This is a genomic window from Isoptericola halotolerans (assembly GCF_013149785.1).
Lineage (GTDB): Bacteria > Actinomycetota > Actinomycetes > Actinomycetales > Cellulomonadaceae > Isoptericola > Isoptericola halotolerans.
Genome location: NZ_JABEZU010000004.1, coordinates 258,560 through 284,473 on the forward strand (window position 1 = coordinate 258,560; position 25,914 = coordinate 284,473).

The 25,914-nt window shown below is 71.8% G+C and carries 20 protein-coding genes; 8 read left to right on the top strand and 12 right to left on the bottom strand.

Annotated features, from left to right (window positions below; genetic code table 11):
• Positions 1-25: 25 nt before the first annotated feature.
• The gene (locus tag HDG69_RS15840) at positions 26-1,045 is read right to left on the bottom strand and encodes a hypothetical protein (protein WP_171784799.1); all 1,020 of its coding nucleotides are present in this window, start codon (positions 1,043-1,045) and stop codon (positions 26-28) included.
• 73 nt (positions 1,046-1,118) lie between these two features.
• Positions 1,119-2,021 carry an oxidoreductase gene (locus tag HDG69_RS15845; RefSeq protein ID WP_171784800.1) on the bottom strand — a complete coding sequence of 301 codons (903 nt, stop codon included), beginning with the start codon at positions 2,019-2,021 and terminating at the stop codon, positions 1,119-1,121.
• A 61-nt stretch (positions 2,022-2,082) separates the two neighbouring features.
• On the opposite strand from HDG69_RS15845, the gene HDG69_RS15850 reads away from it, so the two are divergent.
• From HDG69_RS15850 to HDG69_RS15860, 3 genes are all read left to right on the top strand, one after another.
• Positions 2,083-2,697: a TetR family transcriptional regulator gene (locus HDG69_RS15850; protein WP_216645780.1), complete on the top strand. Its 615-nt coding sequence runs from the start codon at positions 2,083-2,085 to the stop codon at positions 2,695-2,697.
• Between the two features lie 108 nt (positions 2,698-2,805).
• On the top strand, positions 2,806-3,327 hold the full coding sequence (locus tag HDG69_RS15855; RefSeq protein WP_171784801.1) for an O-acetyl-ADP-ribose deacetylase: 522 nt from the start codon (positions 2,806-2,808) through the stop codon (positions 3,325-3,327).
• 82 nt (positions 3,328-3,409) lie between these two features.
• Entirely contained in the window at positions 3,410-4,609 is a 1,200-nt protein-coding gene (locus HDG69_RS15860) for a beta-ketoacyl-[acyl-carrier-protein] synthase family protein (RefSeq protein ID WP_171784802.1), read from the top strand.
• Between the two features lie 90 nt (positions 4,610-4,699).
• Here HDG69_RS15860 and HDG69_RS19440 read toward each other — a convergent pair whose 3' ends face one another.
• The 7 genes from HDG69_RS19440 to HDG69_RS15895 all read right to left on the bottom strand — a co-directional run bounded on the left by HDG69_RS19440 (position 4,700) and on the right by HDG69_RS15895 (position 17,905).
• On the bottom strand, positions 4,700-8,659 hold the full coding sequence (locus HDG69_RS19440) for a LamG-like jellyroll fold domain-containing protein (RefSeq protein ID WP_281360222.1): 3,960 nt from the start codon (positions 8,657-8,659) through the stop codon (positions 4,700-4,702).
• Between the two features lie 103 nt (positions 8,660-8,762).
• Positions 8,763-11,444: a LamG-like jellyroll fold domain-containing protein gene (locus tag HDG69_RS15870; protein WP_171784803.1), complete on the bottom strand. Its 2,682-nt coding sequence runs from the start codon at positions 11,442-11,444 to the stop codon at positions 8,763-8,765.
• Between the two features lie 246 nt (positions 11,445-11,690).
• Positions 11,691-13,685, bottom strand: coding sequence for a glycoside hydrolase family 127 protein (locus HDG69_RS15875; protein WP_171784804.1), 1,995 nt, complete (start codon positions 13,683-13,685; stop codon positions 11,691-11,693).
• Between the two features lie 13 nt (positions 13,686-13,698).
• On the bottom strand, positions 13,699-14,517 hold the full coding sequence (locus tag HDG69_RS15880; protein WP_171784805.1) for a carbohydrate ABC transporter permease: 819 nt from the start codon (positions 14,515-14,517) through the stop codon (positions 13,699-13,701).
• Positions 14,514-15,494, bottom strand: a complete 981-nt coding sequence (locus HDG69_RS15885; protein ID WP_171784806.1) for a carbohydrate ABC transporter permease — start codon at positions 15,492-15,494, stop codon at positions 14,514-14,516. The genes HDG69_RS15880 and HDG69_RS15885 overlap by 4 nt, the downstream gene beginning before the upstream one ends.
• A 25-nt stretch (positions 15,495-15,519) precedes the next feature.
• Positions 15,520-16,800, bottom strand: coding sequence for a sugar ABC transporter substrate-binding protein (locus tag HDG69_RS15890; RefSeq protein ID WP_171784807.1), 1,281 nt, complete (start codon positions 16,798-16,800; stop codon positions 15,520-15,522).
• A gap of 82 nt (positions 16,801-16,882) precedes the next feature.
• Positions 16,883-17,905, bottom strand: coding sequence for a substrate-binding domain-containing protein (locus tag HDG69_RS15895; RefSeq protein WP_171784808.1), 1,023 nt, complete (start codon positions 17,903-17,905; stop codon positions 16,883-16,885).
• A gap of 520 nt (positions 17,906-18,425) precedes the next feature.
• Between HDG69_RS15895 and HDG69_RS15905 the strand changes: the two genes are divergently transcribed.
• Entirely contained in the window at positions 18,426-19,352 is a 927-nt protein-coding gene (locus HDG69_RS15905; protein ID WP_171784809.1) for a CPBP family intramembrane glutamic endopeptidase, read from the top strand.
• A gap of 77 nt (positions 19,353-19,429) precedes the next feature.
• Positions 19,430-20,038 (top strand): DNA-3-methyladenine glycosylase I, encoded by a 609-nt coding sequence (locus HDG69_RS15910; RefSeq protein WP_171784810.1) that lies wholly within the window; start codon positions 19,430-19,432, stop codon positions 20,036-20,038.
• Between the two features lie 10 nt (positions 20,039-20,048).
• On the opposite strand, the gene HDG69_RS15915 is transcribed toward HDG69_RS15910, so the two are convergent.
• The gene (locus HDG69_RS15915) at positions 20,049-20,699 is read right to left on the bottom strand and encodes a TetR/AcrR family transcriptional regulator C-terminal domain-containing protein (RefSeq protein ID WP_171784811.1); all 651 of its coding nucleotides are present in this window, start codon (positions 20,697-20,699) and stop codon (positions 20,049-20,051) included.
• A 329-nt stretch (positions 20,700-21,028) separates the two neighbouring features.
• Between HDG69_RS15915 and HDG69_RS15920 the strand changes: the two genes are divergently transcribed.
• On the top strand, positions 21,029-21,580 hold the full coding sequence (locus tag HDG69_RS15920; RefSeq protein ID WP_171784812.1) for a dihydrofolate reductase family protein: 552 nt from the start codon (positions 21,029-21,031) through the stop codon (positions 21,578-21,580).
• Between the two features lie 419 nt (positions 21,581-21,999).
• Here the strand turns inward: HDG69_RS15920 and HDG69_RS15930 are convergent, their stop codons facing one another.
• A complete protein-coding gene (locus HDG69_RS15930; protein ID WP_171784814.1) occupies positions 22,000-22,449 on the bottom strand; it encodes a hypothetical protein in 450 nt (149 codons plus the stop codon).
• A gap of 30 nt (positions 22,450-22,479) precedes the next feature.
• Positions 22,480-22,941, bottom strand: coding sequence for a DoxX family protein (locus HDG69_RS15935; RefSeq protein WP_171784815.1), 462 nt, complete (start codon positions 22,939-22,941; stop codon positions 22,480-22,482).
• Between the two features lie 110 nt (positions 22,942-23,051).
• Here HDG69_RS15935 and HDG69_RS15940 point away from each other — a divergent pair, with 110 nt between their 5' ends.
• Positions 23,052-24,200 carry an App1 family protein phosphatidate phosphatase gene (locus HDG69_RS15940; protein ID WP_171784816.1) on the top strand — a complete coding sequence of 383 codons (1,149 nt, stop codon included), beginning with the start codon at positions 23,052-23,054 and terminating at the stop codon, positions 24,198-24,200.
• A 75-nt stretch (positions 24,201-24,275) separates the two neighbouring features.
• Positions 24,276-25,889, top strand: coding sequence for an SLC13 family permease (locus tag HDG69_RS15945; protein ID WP_171784817.1), 1,614 nt, complete (start codon positions 24,276-24,278; stop codon positions 25,887-25,889).
• The last annotated feature ends 25 nt before the right edge of the window (positions 25,890-25,914 follow it).

A 25,914-nucleotide genomic window follows, 5' to 3' on the forward strand; every position in this document is an offset into this window, starting at 1 on the left:
AAAGGTCACGATCGCAAAGGAACGATCAGTTCGACGCACCCCGGGCGGCGGCAGCTCCCTCCGCGCGAGCCCGGGCGAGCTGCGCCGCGAGGTCCGCGCGCCGACGCCGACGCCGGTCCCGCTCCAGGAAGACGACGGTCAGCACCAGGAGCGCCAGCAGGAGCTGAGGGATCGGCAGGGCCCACGTCGTCACCGTGGTCGTGACCGGGTCCGGGGCGACCGCGAGCTCGTCGCCCTCCGCAGGGCGAGGCACCACGGTGACGGTCGTGCTGACCGGGCCGACCGGCCACACCCGGTCCAGGCTCGTCGACACCTGCCGCCCGCCGCCGGCGAGCATCTCGCCGACGGGCGTCTCCGCCCGCGCGTCGACCGCGGCGGCCTCGACCTCCACCTCGGCCGTGGCGTCCAGGCGGACGGTGCCCGTGTTCGTCACGTCCAGCGTGACGTCGAGGGTGCCGGGCTCGAACGGGTTCCAGGAGGGCTCGAAGGTGGCGCGCACCTGCGACACGTCGAGCGCGGCGACGACCTCCCCCGGCACGCGCAGGTCGACCCGCACCCCGACCCGGTGCTCGACGTCGACCTGGTTCTCGCTGCTCACCACCGAGGCCGCCACGCCGGCCGGGTGGTCGCCCGGGGTGGCGCCGGTGGGCACCTCGATCTCGACGGGCACGACGGCGGTGTCACCACCGTCCACGGTGACCTCGTCGGGCACGGCGATCCAGGACCCGCCGTCGGTGGCCGGCGTGCCCGAGGGGCGCATGTCGAACGAGCCGTTCGCGGTGAGGTAGCCGTCGTTCGCGCTCATCGCGAAGGTCACGGCCTTCTCCCCGTGGTTCGTCACGGCCACGTGCTCGAGCGTGCTCTGCCCGCCGTCGAGCTCCACGTCGATGACGCTGCGCCCGTCCGGCCCCGACGCGTCCGCCGGGACGACCGACCAGGTGATCTGGTCCGCCTCGGGCGACGGGGTCGCCGCCACGGCGGCGGGTGCGGGAACGAGCGCGGCGACGCCGCCCAGGGCGACGGCGACGAGGGCACGAGGGAGCACGAGCGGTCCTCCGGTTCGGCCGGGACGTCCACGTCCCGGGGTGCGGACGATCAGCCCCCGGCGGGCGAGGGCGTCACGGCCGAACGGTAGCCGCTCGCAGCGGGAAGGTGATGCCGGTGAGCCGTTCCGAGACCGTCCACAGGCGGGCTGCGAGTTCGCCGTCGGCGGCCTTCCTGGACCGGTTCACCAGCCCTGGCGCGCCGCGGCCCTGCAGGAACCCGGTCGGCCCGACATAGCTGTTGCCCGGGACGTCGGCCACGGCCGCGTAGAGCGTGGGCAGGGCACCGTCCTCGTCGCTCTGGGCCATCAGGTGGGCGATCCGCTGCTGGATCGCCTCGAGCCGGGGTCGCTCGCCCGGCGGGCGCAGCAGGTTCGTGGACGCCATGCCCGGGTGGGCGGCCGTCGCCAGCACCGGTGAGCCGATCGCCGTGAGTCGTCGTTGCAGCTCGGCCGTGAACAGCAGGTTGGCGAGCTTGGACTGCCCGTAGGCCCTGGTCGCCCGGTACGGCCGACGCTCCCAGTTGAGGTCGTCGAGGTCGATCGAGCCGGCCCGGTGCCCGTTGGACGACACCGTGACCACGCGCTCCCTGAGGGTCGGCAGGAGCAGGTTGGTCAGCGCGAAGTGCCCGAGGTGGTTGGTGCCGAACTGCAGCTCGAACCCGTCCGCGGTGCGCCCGAGCGGCGGGACCATCACGCCGGCGTTGTTGACGAGCAGGTCGACGGGCTCGTCGAGGCCGTCGGCGAACGTGCGGACCGACGCGAGGTCGGCAAGGTCGAGGCGGCGGACCTCGACGTCGCCGTCCATCGTCGCGGCAGCCTCGCGACCCCTGGCAGGGTCTCGCACGGCCAGCACGACCCGAGCTCCTCGAGCGGCGAGAGCACGGGCGGTCACGCGGCCGAGGCCGCTGTTGGCGCCGGTGACGACGGCGGTCCGGCCCGTCATGTCCGGGATGTCCGCGAGCGAGAAGGTAGCCATGTGGACGAATGTAGGCAGTGTCTACTCTGTTGTCAATGCCAACATCGCTTAGGATCGACCCGTGTCTGACGTGAGCGAGCGGGCGTACCACCACGGCCGGCTGCGATCCGCCCTGCTCGACGCCGCGATGCGCACCGTGCGGGAGGGTGGTGTCGATCAGCTCTCCCTGCGGGAGCTCGCCCGGGAGGTCGGCGTCAGCCATGCCGCCCCACGCCGCCACTTCCCCGATCGACAGGCTCTGCTCGACGCCCTGGCCGTCGCAGGCTTCGAGCGCCTGGACAACCGGCTGCGCACGGCAACCGCCGACGGCGCCGAGGACTTCACGTCACGCTTGAAGGCCACGGTCGCCGCGTACATCCGCTTCGCCACCGAGGACGCGGCACTGCTCGAGCTGATGTTCACCGGCAAGCACAGGCCGGGTGCGGATCAGGTCATGGCGGCCGCCGTGCCGTCCTTCACCCTGATGTACGAGCAGATCGCCCAGGGACAGGCCGCGGGCGAGCTCGCCCCCGGAGACGTCGAGCAGCTCGGCATCGTCCTGTTCGCCACGATGCAGGGCATCGCCACGCTGATCAACGGCGACATGGTGAAACCGGAGCTGCTCGACGACCTGGTGGACCGAGCGGTCGAACAGTTCGTGCGAGGAGCGCGTCCGGCACCACCGGAGATGCCCTAGCCGTCGGTACACCTGGCAGCCGACGGCGTCACCATCGCCGGGCCGGGTGGCCGCTCCGCACGTTAGCGTCGGAGGAGGACGCACCGCCCGACCACCGCGAGGAGCACCATGCGCATCGACCTCGAGCACGGCGACCTGACCACCTCCACCACCGACGCGATCGTCAACGCCGCGAACTCCACGCTGCTGGGCGGGGGCGGCGTCGACGGCGCCATCCACGCCGCGGCCGGGCCGCGGCTCCTGGACGCCTGCCGCGAGCTGCGCCGCACCACCCTGCCGGACGGCCTGGGCGTCGGCGACGCCGTCGTCACGCCGGGCTTCGACCTGCCGGCCGCGTGGGTCGTCCACACCGTCGGACCGAACCGGCACCGGGACGAGACCGACCCGGAGCTCCTCGCCTCGTGCTTCACCGCCTCGCTGGGGGCCGCCGCGGACGCCAAGGCCCGCAGCGTCGCGTTCCCCGCGGTGGGCGCCGGGGCGTACGGCTGGGACGTGGACGACGTCGCCCGCCTGGCGGTCGACGCCGTGCGGTCCTGGGACGCGGAGAACCTGGGCGCCGTCGACGAGGTCCGGTTCGTGCTCTCGAGCGCTGCTGCGCTGGAGGCCTTCGAGGAAGCATGCGGGCGCTGACCGTCGCTGTGGCGCTCTCCTGTTGCCCGTGAAAACATGCGCACCATCGCGCAGGGGGCACCTGACGAGAGATGGAGCACACGTGCGACGAGCAGTCATCACCGGGATCGGGGCGGTCTCGCCCCTGGGACTGACGGCCAGCGAGACCTGGGCCAGTCTGCGGGGCGGGGTGAACGGGGTGACGGCGCTCAAGGAACCCTGGGCCGACGCCCTGCCCGTGCACGTCGCGGCCCGCGTGGACGACGGGTTCGCCGACGCCCTGACGGTGCGCGAGGTGCGCCGGACGGACCGCGTCGCCCAGCTGACCCTGGTGGCCGGTCGCGCAGCCTGGGCGGACGCCGGAAGCCCGGACATCGAGCCCGAGCGGCTCGGCGTCGCCGTCGGCACCGCGAACGGCGGTTACGGGACGACCCTGGCCCAGCACGCCCTGCTCGACGACCGTGGGCACCGGGCCGTGTCGCCGCACGCCGTGACCATGGTGATGGCGAACAGCCCCGCCGCCTGGTTGTCGATCGACCTCGGTGCGAAGGCGGGGGCCCGCGCTCCGGTCACCGCCTGCGCGGCCGGCTCCGAGGCGATCGGCATGGGCCGGCAGGCCATCCTGGCCGGCGAGGCCGACATGTTCGTGTGCGGCGGGGTGGAGGCGAGCGTGCTCGACCTGGTCGTCTCCGCCTTCTCGCGGGCCCGGGCGATGTCCACGCAGGACGACCCCGAGACGGCGTCGCGCCCGTTCGACGCGAGCCGCGACGGGTTCGTCATGGGCGAGGGAAGCGTCATGGTCGTGCTGGAGGAGGAGTCGCACGCCCGCGCCCGGGGGGCACAGGTGCTCGCTGCGGTCGAGGGCTTCTCGCTCACCTCGGACGCTCACGACATCGTCGGCGGGGAGCCGTCGAACCAGGCCCGGACGATCGAGCTGGCCCTCCGCTCCGCCGATGTCGCGGCGTCGGACGTCGGCCTGGTGCACGCCCACGCGACGTCCACCCCGGCGGGCGACCTCAACGAGGTCCGTGCGCTGCGCTCGGTCGGGGTGACCGCGCCCGTGACGGCGACGAAGGCCTCCACGGGGCACCTGCTGGGCGGGTCGGGGCCGCTCGGGGTGCTGGCGGCGCTCGGCGCGATGCGCGACGGCGTCGTGCCGCCCACGCTCCACACCTGCGACCTGGACCCCGAGGCCGATCTGGACCTGGTCATCGAGTCGCGGCCGACGACGGCGGAGGTCGCTCTGGTCGACGCGTTCGGCTTCGGCGGCCACTCGGCCGCGCTGGTGCTCGCGCGCAGCTGAGCTGCGCGGCCAGGACGCACGAGCGTCTCTGTCCGTCAGGAATCAGTGGCTGATTCCTGACGGACAGAGACGCTCGTGGTGGGAGTGGTGTCAGGAAGTGGGCTTCCAGGGGCCCCACGGCGAGGCGCCCGGCTCCTGGTTGCGGGTCCACCACTGCGCCTCGAAGCGGTCGCCACCGTGCTCGACGACGTCACCGGCGGTGAAGATCCGCGACTCCGTCCAGACGGCGGTCCCGTCGGCCGTGACCGCGATCTCCTGCCACGGACCCCACGGTGAGGACCCCGGCTCCTGGTCCCGGGTCCACCAGGTCGCCTCCCACAGCGACCCGCCGAACGACACCTGGTCACCGGCGGTGTACGTCGCGGCGGCGTCCCAGGCGGGTGCCTGCGGCTCCTCCGACGAGCCCTCGACCGCAGCCAGCGGCGAGACGGTGATCCGGTCGACGATCGGTGCCTCGTCCGCCCTCAGCAGGTAGTCCGCGGGCCAGATCTCCGACGCGAGCGTCTCCCCGTCCCAGTTGGTCGCCTCTTCCGAGCGCCACTCGATCGAGTTCTCCCCCTCGTCGAGGTCGAGCACGATCGTCCGCTCCCAGAAGTTGTTCTCGTGGAGCGTCGGCACGAACATCACCCGGTCGGCGTCACCGCCGTTGACCGAGATGTCGGCGTGCCGGGCGACCGGGTTCGGGTTGTAGTGCGTCCCGTCCACCTGCTCCGGGTTGGAGAACCGGACGGCGACGGCGTGCGGACCGGCCGCGTCAGCCGTGACCTGGAACGTCAGCGTGCTGTCGTTGCCCGGCTCACCGCCGACGCCCGCGACGGCCTGACCACCCTCGGCCAGCGAGAGGTCGACGACGTGCGCGTCGCCGGCCAGCTCGGCGTCCTCGGCCTGGTGCTCCGTCGTCGGGAGCGCACCGGTGCCCTCGGCCACGGTGAGCCGGTCGACGACGGCGCCGTCGGCGCCACCGGTCACGACCACCTTGTTGACGCCACCGGCGAGGTGCACGGCGACCTCGTCGGCGTCGGCCAGGTCGAGCACGTCACGGCCGTTGACCGTGACCGTGCCGGACGCCGCGCCGAGCACGTCCACCCCGAGCGTCGCCTCGGCGTCCTGCTCGCCGTAGACCCAGAAGGTCACCGGCTCGCCGTCCGCCAGGGCCACGGAACCCGCACCGGAGACCTCGTCCGCACCGACGCCGTCGGGCGCCGTGTAAGCAGCCGTACCCTCGTGCGTCGCGTGCTCGGCCTCGTAGACCGCCGTGGCGGCCTCCGGGTCGGGCAACGACAGCGTGATGCGGTCGATCAGCGCGTCGCCCTGCGTCGCACCGGTCCCGTCGAGGCTCTGCGCCGCCAGCGAGATGGTGTGCGTCCCCTCGGTCAGCTCGACGGTCGTGTCGGCGTGGTCCCACACCACCCACTTGTAGCCGAGCGGCAGGAACAGCTCCTGCTCGTCGGCGCCGTCGACCCGCAGGAACACGTTGGTGGGTCCTTGGTCGGCGACCAGGTCGTGGGTGTTGAGGCTGTTCGCGAAGACGGACAGGTCGTACGTGCCGTCCGCCGGGACCGTGACCTCGAAGTCGAGAACGACGTCCGAGCCCGTGCGCAGACCGCCCACGTTGTGCCCGCCGGACGTGTAGAACTTGCCCACGTCGGCCGGTGAGCCCTCCGGGCCGTTGACCGAGTGCCCCGAGCCGGAGTGCGCGGCGTCCTCCGCCTCGTACGAGCCCGCCCACAGGGTGGGAGCGACCTGCGTGGTCTCACCGACCCCGGCGGGCGTCACGACGATCTCGTACGCCGACGACTCGTCCAGCAGCGGCAGGTCCCCGCCGTCGAAGTCCAGGGTCACCGTGCCGCCGTCGACGGCGGTGGTCCACTCGGCGAGGGTCCTCGGCGGTGCCGAGTCGCCGAGCTGGCCCGTCCACGGGATCTCCCGAGCGGTGACCCGGACGTCGTCCCCGAACACGTCGGCCGGTACGTTCACCAGGTCGACCGGTGCGGCGCCGTCGGCCCCGCCCAGGATCGTCCGGGACACCGCGCGGTCCTCGTCGAGCGAGGCGACGCCCTGCAGGGTGTAGTTCTCCCCGGGGAACGGCGGGGTGACCTCGACGGTGCGGCCGGTCATCTGCGAGTAGGCGTTGTACAGCCACCACTGCCCGTTGCCCCGGTTGGTCTGCACCGCGGAGTCGGACAGGTTGCCGTTGATGTTCCAGAACGCGATCATCGCGTCGACCTTGGAGTCCTCGATGGCGGACATCCACTGGATCATCTGGCCGGGGACCGACGTGTGGTAGTTGAACGCGTACTCGTTGACGTTGATCGGCAGCTCGGTGCCCTCGTAGTCCGTACCCTCGAACGCCGCCGCCTCCCAGTCACGGAACCGCTCCACCGAGTTGCGGATGTTCTGCGGGTGGCTCAGCTCGTGCCACGAGATGATGTCCGGCACGGTCCCCTCGGCCACGGCGTGGTCCATGAAGCCGCGCACCTCGTTGTACAGGATGCTCGTGTTCGGCCCGGAGATGCGCATGTCGGGGAACCGCTCCTTGATGGTGCGGTAGGTCTCGTCCCAGGCAGCGAAGTAGTCCGTGGGGTCGGTGCGCCACGAGGTGCCGTCCAGGCTCCACGGCCCGGTGCCGAACATGTTCCCCTCGGGCTCGTTGAACGGCTCCATGACGAGGTTGTCGCGGTACTCGGGCTCGAGCGACTCGATCATGTCGAGCTGCTCGTCGAGCACCCGGGCGTAGTCCGCGAGCTTCTCCTCGGGCGAGGCGTTCGGCGCGTCGGGGGACGGCCACTGGTAGGGGAACCCGCGGTACCAGTCGGTGACCCGCAGGTAGACGTCCCCGCCGGTGGTGTCGGCGAGCTGTCGGGTCACCTCGAGCGCGTCGGAGCCGGGGTGCTGGGCACCGTCCTGCGCCTTCGTCGCGATGGTCCGCACGCCCATGCCCTCGACGAGGTTGTTCGTCGGCATGCCCTCCGTGTACAGCCCGTACAGCAGCCCGGAGGCGCCGCCGTGGAACTCCCCGGTGTCGCTCCCGAGGTCGACCTCCAGACCACCGCGATGCACGGTCACCGTGGCCGTGACCGTCTGGCCGGCAGCCTCCCCGTCCACCGTGAAGGTCCCGGTCTGCGCGTACTGCGCCGGGTCGATCTCGTCCCACACGACCGCGACCGCGCGGTCGTAGCCGTCGGAGTAGCCGGCGCGGACGACGGCGGGCAGGTCGGGCGCGGCGGCGACGACGGTCCGCACCTCGAGCTGCTCCGTGGGCAGCGAGTCGAGCGTGGGAACCTCGTCGACGAGCCCGGCGACCTGCTCCCCGCTGAGAGCCGTGCGGTAGACCTGGAAGTCGTCGACCGCGCCGTCGAACAGCGGGTCCGGGTAGAACGAGCGGCCGATGTACCCGGCCGACGTCGCCCCACCGGTCAGCAGCTCCCCGGCCTGGAGGGGGGTGGGGGCGATCGCGACGGCGACGCCGTCGAGGTAGGTGGTGACGCTGCCCGCGGAGGTGTCGAGCGTGGTGGTGATGGTGGCCCACTCACCGGTCCGCAGCGCGCCGTACCCGGTGACCTGGGCCTCGCTGCCGCCACCACCGGTGGTCACGGCGGTACGGAGGTTCCCGTCGCCGTTGGACGGCGTGGTGAACAGGTAGCGGCTGGTGTTGCTCCCGAGGTCGAAGACCCGCTGCCAGGCGCCTCCGCCGTCCCAGCGGACCCGGGCGGAGACGGTCAGATCGCCGGCGCCCTCGAGCACCTCGCGCGGCAGGGTGACGTACCCGCCGTCCGTCCCGCCGGCGAGGTCGAGCGCCAGGTCGTCAGCCCCGGCCCCCTCGACGATCTCGGTGCTGCCGGAGATCGTGCCGTCGTGTCCGTTGCCGGAGGTGTCGGGGACGACGCCGTCGGCGACGTCGTCCATCGTGTAGTGCAGGTCGGGTGCCGGGACCTCGTCGGCCGCGGCGGGCAGCGCGGTGGCGCCTGCCCCGGCGCCGAGCGCCAGGACGGCGGACAGCGCGACGGCGGTCCGCCGCGGTCTGCCCCGTGAAGGTGTCGTGCTCGTCATCGAGTGCCTCCTTGGTGTTCGGTCTTCTCTGGGGGTCGCACACGGGCGGCGCTCGGTCGACGCCCTGGCCGGGCGCCGACCGAGCGCACTTCTCAGGCGTTCGTCAGCGACACCTGATGCCCTCGTACGGGTGGGTGGTCACGACGCCATCGGCCAGGACGGTCACCGATCCGGCGTCGAGCGTGGGAGCGCCCGCCGCGAAGGGCGTCTGCCAGGTCTTGCCGGGCTTCAGCACGTCGCGTGCTCTCGAGTCGCCCAGCAGGCTGACGGTCACGTCGGTGCGGGTGTCCGAGGCGTTGGTCGTCCGGACCACGACGAACGCCTGGGCGCCGCGGCACTGCGTCGCGACGGCAACGTCCACCGGGCTGGGGTCCACAGGGCCGGCGTCCACCGGCGTGAGCGTCCAGAACCGGTCGGCGGTCTCCTCGTCGGTCGCCGTGGTCCTGTCGCCGGCGCCGAGCCCGACCGTGATGATGCCGTCCGCCCCGTTGCCCGAGGAGTCCACCACCGTCGTGCCGCCGTCGGGCTCGTCGAAGGCGTAGGCGACCACGTCACCGTCAGCGGGCTGCCCCGCAGCCAGCTCGGAGACCTCGGCGGCGGACAGGGCCCGGCTGTGGATCGCGAAGTCGTCCAGGGCGCCGTCGAAGGTCGGGTCGTTGCCGTACTGCGACCTGCCGAGCCAGTTCCGTCCGTTCGAGGCACCCAGGTCGGCCGGTGAGATCGTGATCTGGTCGTTCGTCACGACGGCCTCGCCATCGATGTACAGCGTGCCGGTGGTCCCCGAGACGGTGACCGTCACCTGCGTCCACTCGTTCAACGGCAGGTTCTGCCCCGGGTAGTCGAGCCGCTGCTCGCCTCCTGCTCCACCGGTGGTGATGACGAACCGCGGCCCGCTCCCGGCGTTCAGGGTGAGGAACATGCTCGACCCCGATCCCGAGCCGATGTCGAAGACCCGCGCCCACGTCGGCAGCGCGGACGGCTTGACCCAGGTCGAGACCGACCAGTCGCCGTCGAGCCCGTCGACGACGCCGTCCGGCAACGTGACGTAGGAGTTCGTGCCGCACATGTCGAGCGCCGTCCCGAACCGTCCCGGCTGCCGCGGACCGGCGGGCGTGCAGTTCGACGTCGGGGTCCCGTCCGTCCACTGGACCACGGCTGCACCCGGCTCGGTGCTCATCTGGTCGACGGCGGCGGTCAGGCCGGTCGCGTAGTTGGCCAGCCGGACGTTGCCCTGGCCGTCGGGGACGAGCTGCCACAGCTGGTCCCCGCTACCGTCCTCCTCCTGAAGGACGGTAGGTGCGCCGTTGCCGATCGCCCCCGGCTGCGCGCCGAGGAGCAGTCCGCTGGCAGTGTCGATGACGGTGTACAGGCCTGAGCCGGCGTCACGGATCTCCCACGTGCTGCCCTGGCCGGCCGCGGCCTGGACGGCACCGCCGTCGCCCGAGCCGAGGGGCAGGCCGGAGTGGACGTTGTCCAGGCTGTACGTCCCCGCCAGGCTCTCGGCCTCCCCGGCCTCGGACACGACGACGTGGTAGCCGTACGCCGGGTTCATCACGACCGGGACGGTGATCGAACCGTCCTCGCCGACGGCATACGTCGTCTCCGAGACGGTGATCGGCCCCGCGGTGGGCGTGGTTCGCCCGTAGGACGGCGTGACCTCGAGCTTCACGTTGACGTCCTCACCGAGGGCGAGCTGGTCGAGACCGTTGACCTGGATCGAGGTCGGCCCGCTGTTTCCGCCCGCGATGACCCGCACCTCGTCCTTGGCGTCGTTCACCGACGCCGCGCCGTCCAACGGGCTCTCGTTCGACGGCGGGGTCGTGGTGACCATGTCCCCGACCATGTCGGCGTACCAGGTGTACAGCCAGTAGGCGCCGTTGGGTGCGCCGCCGCGCTCCACGAGCAGATCGCCCAGGGTTCCGGACTGGTTCCAGAAGGCGAGCTCGGCGCGGTCGATGCCGAATCGCTCGAACTTGGAGATGTACCCGACGAGCGGTCCGGGCAGTCCCACCTCCTGCGGGGAGGCGTACTCGGCGATGTCGATCGGCAGATCGGGCAGACCCAGCTCGTCGAGCATGGCACGCACGGACTCCACGTCGCCCTTGATCTTCGACGACCGGATCAGCTCGTGCCACTCGAGCACGTCGGGGACGGTGTCCGTCTCCTTCGCGAACTCGAGGAACTGCCGCATGTCGGTGATGTTGTCGGAGAAGCTCGGCCCCTGGATCGGCACGTCGGGTCCCAGCTCCTCGCGCAAGACGTTGTAGCTGAACTCCCACAGCTCCTCGAAGGTGCCGTTCTCCTCCAGCCAGGTGTGGTCCGACTCGTTCCACGGGGCATACGCCACGATGTTCGTCGCTCCGGACGCCTCGACGTCGGCCACGACGTCTCGGATGACGTCTTCCCAGGCCTTCCGGTCGGCGGTGTTCTCCCAGCTGAACTGGTACGGCCACCCGGGGTAGTAGTCGACGATCCGAACGACGATCCCCGCGTCGTGGCGGGCGGCCGTCTCCCACACCTTGAGCGTGTCGCCGGTCGGCTGCTGCCGACCGCCAGGCGGCATCTGGACGAACGTGTTCGGCTTGATCGGGGCGATGAGGTCGTCGGACGGCACACCCTCGTCGGCGATGCCGTAGAGCGAACCCGTCGCCACGTGGGAGACCTCACGGAACGGCTCGTCGGCGTCGACGACCAGCGTGGACTCCGGGCCCGGCTCAGCGGCCGCCGTCGTCGTGCTCAGGGCGGCGCCCACGGTGCCGAGGGCTACGGCGCTCGCGGCCGTCATGGCGGTCAACGCGGTCCGCCGACGCCAGGAAGGCGCCGGTGATCTTCTCGTCAGAGACATCTTCGTACTCCTCGTGTGAGGCGGACGGCACGGCGTCGTGCCCTCCGCAGACGTGATCGTTCGAATGTCGTCGATCTGCCCCCGGGCGTCCGGGGGGCCGTGCCTCCTCCCTCCTCGTCACTCGTCGTCGAACCGGTTCGCCCAGGGGCTGTGTCGAGTCGTCGCCAGGTCTCCTCGGATCCGTGGTCAGGTGGTCGGCAGGAACACGCGCATGGTCGACGGGCCGCGCTCGGCCCACCGGTGGTACGGCACGAGCGGGACGTCGATCGCGTCCGCCGGACCGCCGTCGGCCGCCGAGCCGGACGGGCCGGAGGTGAACGGCGGCAGCCCCGTGCCGCCGTCGGGCAGCGCGAGCCTGCGCACCCGCACCAGCGCGCCGTCGTCGTGCGCTCGCGCCCCGGCCGCCGCGTCGAGGCGGACCTCCTCCAGCGCGGCGCCGGCCGGCAGGTCCACCGACTCCAGGCACAGCACGAGCGGTCCGCGCTCCACGGCCACGGTGCCCCGCGCGGCGTCCACCCGCGGGTCCGGCCAGGTCAGGCGCGGCGAGACGGGCAGCTCGAGCACGACGACGTCGCCGACCGCGAGCGCCGCCACCTCGGCCCAGCCGGGCTCCACGGGTCGCGGCGCCGCGTCGCCCGTGCCCGCCGAGCCGGACGACGTCGCGAGCGTCGCGCCGTCGTCGGCCGTGGCACCGGCAGCCCAGTGCGGCACCCGCAGGCGCAGCGTCACGGGCCGGTCGGGGGTCTCGAGCACGGTGACCCGCACCGTCCCCGCCGCCGGGTAGTCGGTGTCGACCCGCAGCGCGAGCTCACCGTCGGCGACGGCGACCCGCAGGTCCCCTCTCGCGTACTGGGCGAGCGTGACGACGGACGCGCCGTCGGGGGCCTCCTCGACGAACGCGGCGTAGGTGTGCCACGACGCGAGCGTGCGTGCCACGTTCGTGGGACAGCAGGAGACGTCGAACCACGGGGCGCGGGCCCCGCCCTCGGCACGCGGGTTCACCGCGTCGGGCTGCATCCGTGCACCCTCCTCGCGCTGCTGCAGCGGGTTGGCGTAGAAGAACGCCCGGCCGTCGGTGCGCGGCGAGGTCGCGACCACGTTGAACAGGGTGCGTTCGACGAGGTCGGCGTACCGGACGTCGTCGGTGGCCAGCAGCAGCCGCCACGACACCATCACCGAGGCGATGCCCGCGCAGGTCTCGCAGTAGGCACGGTCCGGAGGCAGCTCGAAGTCGTCGCCGAACCCCTCGTCCTGGTGCCGCGAGCCCATGCCCCCGGTGAGGTAGGTGCGCCGCTCCACCGAGCGCGTCCACTGGCGTTCGACGGCGGCGCGCAGCTCGTCGTCCCCGGTGTCGACGGCGACGTCCACCGCGCCGGCCGCCAGGTACAGCGCGCGGACCGCGTGCCCGCGCCACACGTCCGCCTCGCGGACCGGGACGTCGTCCTGGAAGTAGGCCGGGCTCAGCAGCGCGATCGGGGCGAGCGTGCCGTGCCCGCGCCGCTCGACGAACAGCCGGGCCTGCTCGGTGTACCGGGGCTCGCCGAGCGCCCGGCCCAGCTCCGCGAGACCCACCTCGATCTCGGGGTGGCCGCAGATGCCGGCCCGGCCGTCCGCACCGAACTCCCGGCACACGTGGTCGGCGGCGCGGCGGGCGACCTCGACGAGCTGGTCCTCGCCGTGGGTGCGCACCCGGGCGACGGCCGCCTGCAGCAGGTGCCCGGTGCAGTACAGCTCGTGCCCGGTGGACAGGTCGGAGTACCGCGCGCCCTGCCCACCGTGGCCGTAGCAGGTGTTGAGGTAGCCGTCGTCGTCCTGGGCGGCCGCGACGCGCGTCACGACCTTCGTCCACAGGGCCTCGGTCGCGGGGTCGGCGGTCCGGCCCAGCTCCCAGGCCGCCGCCTCGAGCAGCTTGTAGACCTCGGAGTCCGAGAACTGCCAGCCGGGGCGCGGCGTGCCGGGGGTGCCGGCGGTGCCGTCAGCGACCCGGTCGAAGTTGGCGAGCCAGCCGAGCCGCTCCATCCAGTCGAGGCAGTGCGCGAGGGTCGCGCGGGCGTTCGTCTCCTGGAGCGCGCCCCAGAATCCGCCGTCCAGCCGCAGCTCGCCGATCCCGACGCCGCGCCGGCTGCCGCCGGGGGCGACCGGGCGAGCCTGCTCGCCGCTGGTGAGGAGGGTGTTCGTCACGAAGATGTCCTTGTCAGTCCTTGACGGCACCGGCGGTCACCCCCGCCGCGACGTAGCGCTGGGCGACGACGAGCAGGATGGACGCCGGGATCGAGGCGACGACGGCGGTCGCCATGATCGCGTTCCACTGCGTGGTGTTGTTGCCGATGTAGTTGTAGATGGAGAGCGTGATCGGGATGAGGTCGCCGTTGCGGTTGAGGGTCGAGGCGAAGATGAAGTCCGACCAGGCCCACAGGAACGCGAACAGCGAGACCGTGAGGATCGAGTTGCGGCTCATCGGCAGGACGATCGCCCGGAAGGTCCGCCAGGCGCCCGCCCCGTCCACCCGGGCGGCCTGCAGCAGCTCGCGCGGGATGCCGGACATGAACGCGGTGAACAGCAGCACGCCGAACGGCACCGCGATCGTGGAGTCCGCGATGATGAGGCCACCGACGCTGTTGAGCAGCCCGAGGCTGTTGTAGATGGCGTAGAAGCCCATGGCCATGACGACCGCCGGGATCATCTGCGCCACCAGCAGCAGGAAGTTCAGGGTGCGTCCGCCGCGCAGGTTGAGCAGCGCCAGCGCATAGCCGGCTGGTGCGGCGATGACGACGGTCAGCACCACGCAGCCCAGCCCGATCAGCAGGCTGGTCCCCAGGGCGGGCAGCTGCTGGGCGAAGACTGCCTCGTACCCCTCGAACGTGGGGTTCCAGGGGAACCAGTGCGGCGGGGAGGAGCGCAGGTCACGCGTCTCGGTGAACGAGACGTTCACCATCCAGTAGACGGGGAACAGCATCACGAGGGTGAAGAAGACGCCGAGTGCCGTCTTCCACCAGGCGCGCTGGGTGGTCATGAGGCCTCCTGTCGGCGCTGGAGCTGCAGGTGCAGGAACCCGAAGACGAGCGCGATGACGATGAGCAGGTTGCCGACCGCGGCCGCGGGCGAGAAGGACGGCATCCCCGTACCGAACGCCTCCCGGTAGGACCAGATGGCGAGCGTCGTCGAGGCGTCGCCGGGCCCACCGGTGGTCATCACCCAGATGACGTCGACGACCTTGAGCGTGTAGATCAGCCCGAGCAGGATGGTGATGGCCGAGACGGGCCGCAGCAGCGGGAAGGTGATGCTCCAGAACTGTCGCCAGGGGCCCGCGCCGTCCAGCGAGGACGCCTCGTAGACCTCGCCGGGGATGTTCTGCAGCCCCGAGTAGAGGATGACGAGGTTGAACGGGATACCGAGCCAGATGTTGGCGATGGTCACCGACAGCAGAGCGGTGTCCGGCGAGGTGAGCCAGTTGATCTGCTCGCCGCCGAACGCCTGGATCACCGAGTTCACGATGCCGTTGTCGCTGTTGAGCATCCACGCCCAGGTGGAGGCCGAGACGATGAGCGGCAGCAGCCACGGCACGAGGAACAGGGCACGCAGCACGTTCGACAGCCGGAAGCTCGACCGGAAGAAGACGGCCAGCGCGAGGCCGATCGCGAACTGGAAGACGATCGAGCCGATGGTGAACAGGGCGGTGTTGACCAGCGCCGTCGTGAACGTCGAGGAGCTGAAGACCTCGGCGTAGTTCTCGAGCCCGACGAACTCGGCGTCCCCCTGGACGAAGGCGCGGATCGTGTAGTCGTGCAGCGACAGGTCGATGTTGCGCCACAGCGGGTAGGCGTAGAACACCACGAGGTAGGTCAGGAGCGGTGCGGCGAAGCCCAGGGCCGTCCACTGGCTCGGGTTCAGCGTCCGTCGTCGTCGCCGGCCGTGCGGCACGGCGGGCCGGGTGCCCGCCGCGCCGCGCGGCTCCTCGCGCGACCCGACGACTGTCGGGGTGCTGCTCATGGTGCCGTCCTTCGTCGGTGGTGCGTCAGCTGCGAGCGGCCTCGGCGTCGGCCTGCGCGGTCTCCAGGGCCTCGGTCGGCGTGGCAGCGCCGGACAGGGCGTTCTGCACGGCCGTCCACAGGGCCTCGGAGATCTTCGGGTAGTCGGTGCCGAGGTTGTCGCTGGTGCGGCCCTTGGCGTTCTGCACGGCCTCGACCCACGGCTCGAGGTCGGCGTCCCCAGCGCTCTCGGCGAGCAGCTGCTCCTGGCCCTCCGCCGTCGGCGGGATGTAGTACGCGAAGGTGTTCGCCGTCTCGACGAAGCCCTCCGGCGTCGTCATGCACTCGACGATCTGGCGGGTGACGTCGTAGCGCGCGGTGTCGGACTGGACCGGCACCACGATGAACTCGCCGCCCGTCGGGGCCGGCGCGACGCCGCCGTCCTTGCCCGGGAGCTGGACGATGCCGGTCTCGAACTCGGCCTCCGCGGCGCTGTTGACCTGCCAGGTGCCGTTCTCCGCGAACGCGAAGTCGCCGGTGAGGAACTCCTCCCACACGGTGTTCTGGGAGTTGTTGATCACGGAGTTGGGGGCGTAGCCCTCGTCGAGCCAGCCCGTCCACAGCTCGAGGGCCTCGACGGCCTCGGGGGAGTCGAGCTGGCTCAGGTCCGCGCCGGCGCCCCAGAACCACGGCAGGAACTGGAAGGAGCCCTCCTCGGTGCCGATGCCGGCGAAGGTGATGCCGCGGTGGCCCGCGTCGTCGACCTGCGCGAGCGCGGCGGTCAGGGAGTCCCAGTCGGTGATCGAGGCCGGGTCGACGCCGGCCTCGTCCAGGATCTCGGCGTTGTAGTAGAGCGACAGCGTGTTGGCTCCGATGGGGATGCCGTACGCGTCGCCCTCGAGGACGCCGGCGTCGAGGAGGTTCGCGTCGATCGCCGAGGTGTCCAGGCCGAACTCGTCCACCGTGGTGAGCATGCCGGTCTCGGCGAGCGTGGACACTGCGGGGTTGTCGAGCAGGATGACGTCGGGCGAGGTGCCCTCCTGGGCGGCGAGCAGCGCCTGGTTGGTCAGCGCGGTGGTGTCGTACGCGGTGCGTTCGATCGTCACCCCCGCGTCCTCGCCGCACTGCTGCACGCGGCTCTCCCAGTCGGAGGAGCCCTCGTGCTGGGGGTACGGGTCCCACCAGGTGTAGGTGCCGCCGGCTGCTTCGCCGGTGGACTCGCCGGTGCCGCCGCCGCCGTCGTCGGACGAGCAGGCGGCGAGGACGCCGACGACGGCGAGCGCTGTCGTCGCCGCGAGCGTGGTGCGGGTGCGCCGGGTGGGGATCATGTGTTCCTCCTTGAACGGATATGACTGTCGAACCGGTTCGAAACGTGTCGTGCGAGAAGCACCGACGGGTCGGTGCGCGGAATCAGTCCCCTCGCGGGGCGGCCGTGCTGCCCCGGTCGATCAGCTCGGGCGAGACGAACCGCACCAGGTGCGGCTCGTCGGGTCCCGCCTGACCCTCGATGCGGCGCACGAGCTCGCGCACGGCCATGCGGCCGAGACGGTCGGGTGCGCTCTCGATCGAGGAGTACGGCAGGGAGAACGTGCGGGCGAACTCGTCCGAGTAGCGCCCGACGACGGACAGGTCGGCCGGCGCGGAGAGCTTGCGGTCGTGCAGCACGGTCGGCAGCGCCGCCGCGGCGGCCTCGTTGTTGATGAGCAGGCCCGTGGCGCGGGGATGGGCGTCCAGCAGCGCGTGCAGGTCGCGGCCGACGTCGGGCTGGTGCGCCGCGCCGAACGCGGCGTGCAGGGTGATGCCCCGGGCGCGCGCGGCCTCGACGGCGGCGTTCTGCAGCCGCCAGACGTAGGCGCCGCCGCGCTCGACGACGTGCTCCGGCTGCGACACGAGGACCAGCTCACGGTGGCCGAGGCGGTGCAGGTGCTCCACCATCGTGCGGCCGGCGTCCTCGAAGTCGAGGTCGAAGACGTCCACGCCGGTGCAGTCCGCGGGCAGCCCGACGAGCGCACCCGGCTGCGGGGCGTCGCGCAGGATGGGCAGGCGGTCGTCGTGCTCGGCCACGTTGAGCAGCACGATGCCGTCGACCATGCGCGAGTCGGTCATGCGGCGCAGTGCGTTCCGGCCGTCGGCCTCGGTGGACAGCAGGATGTCGTAGCCGAGCTCGCGGGCGGTGTTCGAGACCCCGAGCATGTACTGCAGCATCGCGGGGGCGAACTCGTCCTCGAGGAACTGGGCGAGCAGACCGATCACGCGGGTCTGCGAGGTGGCGAGGGCCCGCGCACCGGCGTTCGGGGTGTAGCCGAGCTCGCGGACGGCGTCCTCGACGCGGCGACGGACGTCGACGGAGATCGTGCGCTTGCCGGACAGCGCGTAGGACGCCGTGCTGCGCGAGACCCCCGCGACGCGGGCGACGTCCCCGATGGTGGCCACCGTGCCTCCTCGATCTCCGTTGAACTCTTGCGAACCGGTTCGACACTAACCTACGTGTTCCAGGTCACGCAAGGGGCGTGACACGACCGTGATCCAGCCGTTTTCCGCGGCAATCATCGAACCGATTCGCCTCTTTCAACGGACTCCGGCCTGACGAGCATGCGCCAGCGCGTCCGAGGGGTCGGCGGTCACGTCGAGGTGCAGAGCAGTACGCGCGTCCCGGCGATCGCCCCGGGGGCGCGAGCGCCACGCAGGAGGCCGACCGATGATCCGGCTCCTGATCGTCGACGACCACCCGATCGTCAGGGGCGGTCTGCGGGACACCTTCGCGGACGTCGAGGACGCCGTCGTGGTCGGGGAGGCCGCCTGCTGACGTGACGCCCCGGCCCTTGTCGGGCTGGTGCCTGGCACGCCTCGGTTCACCTGTCGCGGCACCTGTCCGAGAGGGCCTTGACCCCGACGCGACGTCATGGTTTGTACTCGGCTGAGTTGATCGACGGCTCAGAGAGGGAGAAGGACCATGACAGCTCCAGCACCGACATCACAGGCACCGAGGCTCGTCCCGCCGGGGGTGGAGTACCACCGGGTGCTGGCGGGAGAGAAGCGACGCATCGGCCGCGGCATCCTCGCCATCGCCCTGCTGTTCATCGGCATGTTCGGCGCGACCGCGTTGCTGAGCATCGTCGCCTCGTGGGCCGACGGGCTCCTGCGATCCGGAGGAGAGCCGGGCTCGATGTACACCTCGCCCGTGCTGCTCGCCTCGGGCCTGATCGGGGTCGCCCTGCTCATCCCGTTCAGCATGATCATCCAGCGCTGGCTCTACGGGGTGTCGCCCGCGTCGCTCCACTCGGTCGAGAGCCGCTTCCGTTTCGACCTGTTCGGGCGTGCGCTGGTGCTGATCGTGCCGCTCCTCGCGGTCGCGCTCTCCGTCACCGAGTTCGTGGAACCCGCCGGAACCGGCGTGTGGGACCGCCAGGACATCATCGGGGTGTTCCTCGTCGTCGTGCTCCTGGTGCCGCTCCAGGCCGCGGGTGAGGAGTACGGCCTCCGCGGGCTCGTCTTCCGCGTCGCGGGCAGCTGGGCTCGCGGTCGCACGGCGTCGCTCGTCATCGGCATCGCGATGTCTGCGCTGGTGTTCGCCGTGCTGCACCTCGCAGCCGACCCCTGGTGGAACGTCCTCTACGTCGTCGTGTCCGTCGCCACGGCACTCGTCACGTGGCGCACCGGAGGGATCGAGATCGCTGTCGTCATCCACAGCGTGTTCAACGTCCTCTACTTCAGCCTCGGGCTCGTGCCGCACGCCGACCTCGCCGACCGGTTCGACCGGTCCGTGGGTGCGATGACCCCGGCGCTGTTCGTGCCCGTGACCCTCGCCCTCGCCATCATCGTCGCGGTGGTCTGGGTTCGTACCCGGCGGTCAGGCCCGGTGACCACGCCGTCGACCTGAGTGGTGTCGCTGCGCGAGGGGTCCTCCCCTCGCGCAGCGGGACCGCCTCTGTCGGTCCCGTCCGGCAGGCTGTGCCCATGACCCAGGAGACGACGCCGGCCATCGTCGGACGCTGCTTCGGCGACGGCGACCCGCTCTACGCCGCGTACCACGACACGGAGTGGGGCCACCCCGTGCACGGCGAGGCCGAGCTCCTCGAACGGATCGCCCTGGAGGGCTTCCAGTCCGGGCTGTCCTGGCTGACCATCCTGCGCAAGCGCGACGCGTTCCGGGAGGTGTTCCACGGCTTCGCGCCCGAGCGGGTGGCGGCGATGACGCCCGACGACGTCGAGCGGCTCCTGGGCGACGCCCGCATCGTGCGCAACCGCGCCAAGGTCGAGGCCACCGTCTCCAACGGCCGCGCCGTCCTGGCTCTGCACGAGTCCGGCCGCACACTCGACGAGCTGTTCTGGTCCTTCGCTCCCCCGCCCCGGACAGAACGGCTCGCCACCTGGCAGGACGTCCCGGCGGCCACCGACGAGTCGAAGGCGCTGGCCAAGGCCCTCAAGAAGGAGGGCTTCCGGTTCTTCGGGCCGACGACGGCGTACGCGGCCATGCAGGCGTGCGGGCTGGTCGACGACCACCTCGCCACGTGCCCGACGGTCACCGGCGCGAGCCCGTCCGCGCCCGAGGGCCGGACGCTCTGAGCCGGCGGGGCTAAGCCGTCGCCGAAGGAGTCGAGCCCGCGGGCGCGGCATAGCGTGCGGCGATCGTGCGAGCGGCCTCGTCGACGGCGCGGAGCTGCTCGTCGTCGGTGATCGTCCAGGTCCCGTGCACGAGGCGCGGCCAGAAGATCGCGGACGCGATCATGCCGAGAAACTGGGCCGACGCAGTGTCCAGGTCCTCGATCCTGGCGGATCCCGCCTCGTGCTCCGCTCGGAGATAGCGTCCGAGGGCCGCGAGCACGGGCAACGTGCCGAAGTCGAAGGTGCGCTCACGCAGCTCGGGGAATCGTGGCGACTCGGCGATGACCACCCGCATCAGGGCGACCATGCGGGGGCGGGTCAACAGCTCCGCATACGCGCGACCCAGCGCCACCAGGCCTGCGTGGAGGTCCCCCGTCCGAGGGTCCGCGACCTCGGCGTCGGGCGGCCCGCCCGCTGTGAGCACCGTCGCCTCGAACAGCTCGGCCTTCGTCGGAAACTGCTTGAACAGGGTCGCCTTGGAGACGCCCGCGTCCTGGGCGACGCGTGCCAGCGACGTGCGGTCGTACCCGGACTCGAGGAACAGTCGCACCGCCGCGTCGAGGATCGCCGCGCGGTTCGTCGCGGCGACATCGCGGTGGTACGAGGGGAGCGGACGTGTCACTCGCCCAGTATGTCGACTCAGTAGTCACGAATCAGGATGAAGCGTTCAGCGGTTCCACGCAGTTGAGGTGAGTGATCTGGCACTGCGGGCCTCATCGGCCTCATGTGGGGTCTCGATGAAGACCCTGGGACGCGACGACCGCCCCGATGGGCCACGACCAGTGCCGGCGACGTCATCGCCAGGCTGGAGGCCGGCCGGCGTGCGGCGCGCAAGGCGTTACGCCCAGCACCCCAGCGGTCCTGGAGGCGAGTCGGTTGACTCACCTCATGGCAACCGGTACTTTCGGTAGAGGCAAGTCGCCTGACTCACCTCTACCGGAGGAGCAGATCATGGCCCGAGTGATCGTCCACGCAACGATGACCGTCGACGGGTTCATCGCGGACGCGGACGGCGGGGTCGACTGGATGTTCGGCCGACCCTCTGCTCCCGAGGACGACGACGTCGTCGAGAAGGTCGTCCGCCGCATCGGGGCCGTCGTCGGAGGAGCGAACACGACGCAGACCATCGTCGACGGCGAGATCCCCTACGGCGGCATGCTGAAGGTGCCGGTGTACCTCATGACCCGCACCGCGCACGAGCCGATCGAGCGGGACGGCATCACCTACACCTTCGTGGTCGACGACGTCGCGCGGGCGGTCGAGTCGGCCAAGCAGGCGGCGGGCGACAAGTGGGTCAGCCTGCTCGGAGGAAGCATCTCGCGGCAGTGCCTCCGGCTCGGACTCGTCGACGAGCTCCACCTCGACGTCGCACCGTTCCTGCTCGGTGAGGGCATCTCGCTCTTCGCCGGTCTGGGTCAGCGCATCGAGCTGGAACGCCTCGAGACGTCGGCCTTCGCGAGCGAGACCCACCTTCGCTACCGCGTCCTTCGCTCGGTGTACTGACTCGGCACGTTGTCGACGCGGTCGATGGGGCGTAGGCCGCCGATGCCGGTGTGGAGGTCGTCGAAACCCGAGGCCGCGTCGGCGGTGCGCGAGACACCCGTCTCAGCCGCGACGCGCCACCCGGGCGTCCTGCCGGTCACCTGACGAGGCCGGCCTCACCGCACCGGCGTCCGCTCGGGTGGCGGTCGTGCGAGCGGTCACACCTCGATGGCGAGCCGCGTGACGCGTCCGGCGTCGAGCTCGAACTGGTGCCGGAGGGTCACGACGCCGCCGGGGAAGTACGCGCAGGGCTCGCTCGAGCGGCACGAGGAACTCATCAGCCTCTGCGCGGCGCGAGACGCCGAGGGTGCCGCGGCGGTCGCCTCCCGGCTGTGGGAGGGCCTGCCGGCCGACCCGGCAGGCGACCGGCCGACAGCGGGCTAACCGTCCGCGTCGCCCGGAGCCACCTCGTGCCCCGGGCGGCCTCGCGTCCGGCGCTCCTGCTTCATCCGGGCCTCCCACAGGTGCCGCACCCCGCCTGCGAGCGCCTCGCGCGCACTGCGCTCGTGGTCGCGGAAGACCTGCCAGTACCCGTCGTCGTAGTCCTCGACGATCTGGAACGTCCACCGGCCGGGGAGCACGTTGCGCCCGACGAGGTCCTCGGAGATCCGGCGCGCGACGTCGTCGTGCCCCGCCTCGCGCAGCTTGTCCACCGCGTCGCCGAGGGCCAGGTCGGCCTCGCCGGTGAGCTGGTGGAACGTGTACAGGTGCCCGCGGGCACGCTCGACGGTCTCCAACGCCTCGCTCAGCATCCCGAGCGCCTCGACGGTCGCGTCCGTGACCCCCGCGGGGGTCTGGTGCTCGCCGTCGGGCAGGTCGGTGTCGCTCATCGCCGCATGCTAGGCACGGGAGCGACCTGCTCACCCGTCGGAGCGGCGGCCCGGCTCGTCGGTGCCGCGCAGCGCGGACCACGCGCCCGTCGACCAGAGTGCGGCGGCGATCAGCACCGCCTGGAACGGCAACCGCGCGAGCCGCTTGGCGTCGGTGTCCAGCCCGAACCCGTCCTTGCCCTCGAGCCACTGGGCGACGTTCCCGGGGAAGATCACCACGAAGAACGCCGCTGCCGCCAGCCCCACGGCGACCTTCCAGCGCGACAGCACCACCAGCGACCCGCCGAGGACGATCTCGACCACGCCCGAGGCCAGGACCGTGACGTCCTCGTCCACCGGCAACCAGCCGGGCACCTGAGCCTGGAACTCCCCGCGCGCCGTCGTCAGGTGCGACACGCCGGCACCCACGAGCGCCAGCCCGAGCACGATCCGCGTCAGCGTACGCGGCACGGAGGTACGAGGGGCGGGCCGGGTCAGCACGGAGAGATCCATGGCAGCGATGGTGGCACCGTGCGCGGAGGCCCGCGACCTGGTCTGATAGCGGCGTGGACGGCTCCGGAGGGGCCGGCACGCCCGGCCGTCCACGATCGGAGGAAGTCCGCATGATGACCCAGACACCGCACCCGTCGCAGCGGCCGCACCTGGCCGCCGTGATCGAGGACCGCTTCTACGACGTGGCCGGTTGGTTGCTCGCCCGTGCCGGCTGGCGGCCCTGGATCGAGGCCTACACCGGGTACGGGTCGCCGGAGCGGGTACGGGTGCTCGCCCGGGTGCTGCTGGCCCGGCCCGGCCGGGTCGCGGGGGACTCCGCGTCGCGGGCCGGGCGGCGCGGCTTCCGGCACTTCCTCACCGTGCCCGCCCCCCACCGCCGTGTCGAGGTGCAGGTCGGCGGGGCCCACGAGGTCGTCCTCACCGACCGCGCGGGCTACCTCGACGTCCAGGTGGACGTCCCGGCCGACCCGCCGTTGCCGCCCGGATGGCAGCGTGCGCGCCTGCGGGACGTCGGAGCGCCGCCGACGGCGGACGACGCGGCCGGGCGCGGCGCCGTCGGGCCCCGGAGCTCCGTCGACGCGCCGCTCCTCGTCATCGACGGGCAGACCCGGTTCGGCGTGGTCAGCGACATCGACGACACCACGATGGTCACGTCGGTGCCGCGCCCGCTGCTCGCCGCGTGGAACACGTTCGTGCGCCACTCCAGCGCACGGCGCGCGGTGCCGGGGATGCCCGAGCTCTACCGGGAGCTGCGCGACGCCCACCCCGAGAGCCCGTTCGTCTACGTCTCGACCGGCGCCTGGAACACCGCGGCGACGCTCCGGGCGTTCCTCGCCCGCAACGCCTATCCTCCGGGGCCGCTGCTGCTCACCGACTGGGGCCCCACGATGACCGGCTGGTTCCGCAGCGGGGAGGCCCACAAGGACGCGAGCCTCGCCCTCCTGATGGACTGGTTCCCGCACGTGCGGTGGCTGCTGGTCGGCGACGACGGCCAGCACGACACCGGCATCTACGCCCGCGCCGTCGAGCGGCGGCCCGGCCAGGTCGCAGCCGTCGCGATCCGCCGGCTCGGACGCACCGAGCACGTGCTCGCAGGCAACCCGCCCGACGGCGGCCCGGGGGCCGGGCCGGAGGGTGCGGCGCTCGAGGGCTCCGGACGGCGGTCCGCCGTGCCGACCGTCACCGGGACGGACGGCCACGAGCTCGCCGACCGGTTGCGCGACGTGCCCGGCGTGCTCCCCTCCCCCCGCGACCGTTAGGAACAGTAGCGAGACTCGACAGCGTGATCCGTGTCACCTTCGCAGGGCAACGAGGCAAACACGGAGGTGTCGACGATGACCACGCTCGAGGTGACCGAGGAACGAGCCCGCCGCTCGGCGGGCCCACGACCAGGAGCTGACGAGGAACACCTGCCGGGGGCGCGGCTGTGGATCGGGCGCGTCCTCGGCCCCGTCCTCGGGCTGGCCGCCTATCTCCTGCTGCCCCAGGACGCGGCGCTCACGGACGGCGCCCGCGCCACCGCCGCCGTCGCGATCACGATGGCCGTGTGGTGGATGACCGAGGCGCTGCCGCTCGCGGTCACCTCGCTGGTGCCCATCGTCGCGTTCCCCGTCGCCGGGGTCCTGTCCGTCAACGACGCCACGGCGCCCTACGCCTCACCGACGGTGTTCCTGTTCATGGGCGGGTTCATGCTCGCCCTCGCCATGCAGAAGTGGAACCTGCACAAGCGGATCGCGCTGGTGGTGATGCGAGCGATCGGGACCAAGCCACGCCAGCTCGTGCTCGGCGTCATGATCGCCACCGCGTTCCTGTCGATGTGGGTCAGCAACACCGCGACCACGTTGATGATGCTGCCCATCGGCATCAGCGTCCTCGCCCTGGTCGCGAGCCAGGACAAGGACACCCGCACGAACGATGCCGGCGCTGCCGGCCCTGCCGAGGGCAAGGGCCCCGTGTCCCAGATGTTCGGGGACAAGGACACCCGGAACTTCGCCGTCTGCCTGATGCTCTCCATCGCGTTCGCCGCGACCATCGGAGGCCTCGCGACCCTGATCGGCAGCCCGCCGAACCTCATCCTGGCCGGGTTCGCCGAGGAGAGCCTCGACATGACGATCGGGTTCGCGGACTGGATGAAGATCGGCGTCCCGCTGTCGGCCGTGTTCCTCGTGGTGGCCTGGCTCCTGCTGACGAGGGTCGTCTACCGGACCAGGCTGACCGACGTCGTCGGTGGGCGGGAGGTCATCGACGCCGAGCTCGCGAAGCTGGGCCGGATGTCGCGCGGCGAGTGGATCGTCGCGGCGGTCTTCACCACGACGGCGCTGCTGTGGGTGTTCCGCGACGTGCTCACCGACTCGGGGCTGCTGCCCTTCATGGAGCACGTCGACGACGCGATGATCGCCATCGCGGCCGCGGTCGTGCTGTTCCTCGTCCCCGCCTCGTCGAAGCAGGGCAAGCCCGTCATGACGCTGGACTGGCGCACCGCACAGTCCGGCATCCCGTGGGGCGTGCTGCTGCTCTTCGGCGGCGGCCTCTCCCTGGCCCGGGCCGTGCAGGAGACCGAGCTGAGCGGCTACATCGGCACCCAGCTCGACGGGCTGGGCGTCCTGCCGGCCGTGCTGCTCGTGGCGGCGGTGTGCCTGGTGGTCCTGGCCCTCACCGAGCTCACCAGCAACACCGCCACCGCGGCGACGTTCCTGCCCGTCCTCGCCGGTGTGGCGCTGGGCATCGGCATCGACCCGATGCTGCTGCTGGTCCCGGCAGCCTTCGCCGCCACCTGCAGCTTCATGCTGCCGGTGGGCACGCCCCCGAACGCGATCGTCTTCGGCTCCGGCTACGTCACGATGGGACAGATGCTGCGCGCCGGCGTCTGGCTCAACCTCATCGGCACGGTGCTGATCACCGGGGCGATGCTGCTGCTCGGCGGCTGGGCCCTGGGCATCACCGTCTGACGGTCGCGCCACGAGGCCTGGAACA